The organism is Mesorhizobium sp. M7A.F.Ca.ET.027.03.2.1 (assembly GCF_003999175.1).
Taxonomy (GTDB): Bacteria; Pseudomonadota; Alphaproteobacteria; order Rhizobiales; family Rhizobiaceae; genus Mesorhizobium.
On record NZ_RZOM01000771.1, the window covers coordinates 1 to 3,016 of the forward strand.

The following is a 3,016-nucleotide window of genomic DNA, read 5'->3' on the forward strand; positions in this document are numbered from 1 at the left end:
CTACACGTCCGATCGGGCGATAGGGGTCGAGCAGATGGGTGCCCATCCAGGTCACTGCGCCCAGGCAGATTATGATCAGAAGCGGCACCGCCCAAATGACGAGTTCGAGATGGGTCGAGTGGTCCCAATCCGGCTCGTAGCGCGCCTCGCGGTTGGACTGGCGGTATCGCCAGGCAAAGAATATGGTGAGAGCCATCACCGGTATGATGACGATCAGCATCAGTGCCGTGGACACCATCAGCAGGTCGCGCTGCTGCGCGGCGACGTCGCCGGCAGGGTTCATGACGACCATGCTGCAGGAGCCGAGCGATGCCAGCAGGGGCAGCAGGGGCAGCAGGAAAAGGGTACGGAGACGGCTCAATGTATGACCTGTCGGTTGTTCCCCCCAGTGCTAGCCGTACCGCGGCAATGAAGGCATTGGACAATTTGTCCAATGCCGCAATGACGCGGCAGGCGTCATCAAAGCACCTGGCCCGCGCACATGGCAAGCGATCGTAATGAGACCGCGGCGGGGCGACGGAGAATGCTGTGAGCCCAACTTCTAAGATCGAAGCCGACGCAAGACGGATCAACGCGCGGCATCATGAAGTGAAGCCCGGCGAAATCGCCGTTGGCGTCATCATCGGCAGGACGTCGGAATTCTTCGACTTCTTCGTCTACGCGATCGCTTCCGTCATCGTTTTTCCGAAGCTCGTATTTCCTTATGCCGACCCGTTGACCGGCACGCTCTACTCGTTCGCCATCTTCGCGCTTGCCTTCATCGCGCGGCCGATCGGCACGGCGATCTTCACCGCGCTCGACCGCGCCTACGGACGCAGCGCCAAGCTCACCATCGCGCTGTTCCTGCTGGGGACCTCGACCGTGTCGATCGCCTTCGTGCCCGGTTACGACCAGATCGGCCAGGCTTCGGCCTGGCTGCTGGCCATGTTCCGGATCGGTCAGGGACTGGCGCTGGGCGGGACATGGGACGGACTTGCCTCGCTGCTGGCGTTGAATGCGCCCGAAAAGCGCCGCGGCTGGTATGCGATGATCCCGCAGCTAGGCGCACCACTCGGGCTCATCGTTGCCAGCGCGCTGTTTGCATATTTCGTCGGCAACCTGTCGGCCGAAGACTTCTTCAGCTGGGGCTGGCGCTACCCGTTCTTCGTCGCCTTCGCCATCAATGTCGTCGCCCTGTTCGCACGGCTGCGCATCGTGGTGACGCCGGAATACACCAAACTGTTCGAAGGCCAGGAACTGGAGCCGACTTCCGTCCGCGAGACGTTGCGCGCCGAAGGGCGCACTGTCGTGCTCGGCGCCTTCGCGCCGCTGGCGAGTTTCGCCCTGTTCCACATGGTGACGGTGTTTCCTCTGTCCTGGATTTTCCTGTTCACGCGCGAGGGACCGGCACGGTTCCTCGTCATCGAGACGATCGGAGCTTTCTTCGGCCTGGCGGCAATCGCGATCTCGGGCTTCGTCGCCGACCGGGTTGGGCGCTGGCCCTTGCTCGGAGGCTCGGCGGTGGCCATTGCCGTGTTCAGCGGTTTCGCGCCACAGCTGCTCGATGGCGGCTTCGTCGGAGAGTCCGTCTTCATGGTATTGGGCTTCGTCCTGCTCGGCCTGTCGTTCGGCCAGTCTTCAGGAGCACTCGCCTCGAACTTTTCAAAGACCTACCGCTATACAGGGGCGGCGCTGACCTCGGATCTCGCCTGGCTGTTCGGGGCGGGCTTCGCCCCCATAGTCGCTCTGTTCCTGTCCGCCCATTTCGGGCTGATCTCATCAGGCGCCTATCTGTTGTCGGGAGCGCTATGCACGTTACTTGCGCTGAGACTCAATCAGCGCCTGGATCGGACGCCCGCTTGAGTGACCTGCTTGGCCAGGGCTGGGGACCTCCCGGCCCAATGACGTTGCACGACAAGACCAACAAACAGAATTTTCTGCTTCTGATTCAACTGCGCTGGATCGCGGTCGGTGGTCAGATCGTGACGATCCTGTTCGTCCGCTACGTGCTCGGCATTGGATTGCCGCTGGTCCCGATGGCGGTGGTGATCCTGCTGCTGATCGCTCTCAATGTCGCCAGCCTGCGCCGTCACAGCAGCCAGGACGCGATCACCAACACCGAGCTGTTTCTTGGGCTGCTGCTCGACGTCACCGCGTTGACGGTCCAGCTTTACCTGAGCGGCGGTGCGTCCAACCCCTTCATTTCGCTTTACCTGCTCCAGGTCATCCTGGGCGCGGTGCTGCTGGAGACATGGTCGGTCTGGGCGCTGGTCCTCATTGCAAGCACGTGCTTCATCGCGCTGACCACTTTCTACCGTGAGATCAGCCTGCCCGCCGCACACGGTGCCGGGCTGTTCAGCCTGCACATCCAGGGCATGTTCATCTGTTTCGTCCTGGCGGCAACGCTTCTGGTGCTGTTCATCACCAGGGTCCAGAACAACATTCGCACCCGCGACGCCCATCTTGCGGATTTGCGCCAGCAGTCGGCGGAGGAGGCTCACATCGTTAGGATGGGCCTGCTCGCCTCCGGTGCCGCGCATGAGCTCGGCACGCCGCTGGCCACGCTTTCCGTCATCCTCAATGACTGGCAGCGCATGCCGGCTCTCGAGGCAGATCCGGATCTGGCGCAGGAAATCCGGGAGATGCAGGGCCAGTTGGACCGTTGCAAGAAGATCGTTTCGGGAATCCTGATGTCGTCGGGCGAATTGCGCGGCGAAGGCACGGTTCGCACCTCCGTCGACGCCTTCCTGGCGGAACTGGTGGCCGAATGGAAATCGACACGTCTGCCGCAAGGTTTCGAATACACCAGGCGTTTCGGCGCCAACCAGGAGATCGTCTCCGATCCCGCGCTCAAACAGGTGATGTTCAATGTACTGGACAACGCACTTGAAGCGTCGCCTCTATGGGTCGGGTTGATCGTCAGCCGCCACGCGGACGATCTCATCGTCGAAGTTGTCGACGCGGGACCGGGATTTGAAGAAGCCATGCTTGCAGAATTCGGCAAGCCCTACACGTCGACCAAGAACCGGCCAGGTAG

Annotated in this window: 2 protein-coding genes and 1 pseudogene; 2 read left to right on the forward strand and 1 reads right to left on the reverse strand. The window is 61.9% G+C overall.

Features of this window, described 5'->3' with window-relative positions:
- Positions 1 to 361 (reverse strand): annotated as a pseudogene (locus EN750_RS26525) (ubiquinol oxidase subunit II); the annotation flags it as partial.
- A gap of 167 nt (positions 362 to 528) precedes the next feature.
- Here EN750_RS26525 and EN750_RS26530 point away from each other — a divergent pair.
- Both EN750_RS26530 and EN750_RS26535 read left to right on the forward strand, forming a co-directional pair.
- Complete coding sequence (locus tag EN750_RS26530; protein WP_127268838.1) at positions 529 to 1,842, forward strand: MFS transporter; 1,314 nt, start codon at positions 529 to 531, stop codon at positions 1,840 to 1,842.
- The coding region (locus EN750_RS26535; protein WP_145967929.1) for an ATP-binding protein at positions 1,839 to 3,016 on the forward strand (1,178 nt) is incomplete at its 3' end. The genes EN750_RS26530 and EN750_RS26535, both read left to right, overlap by 4 nt.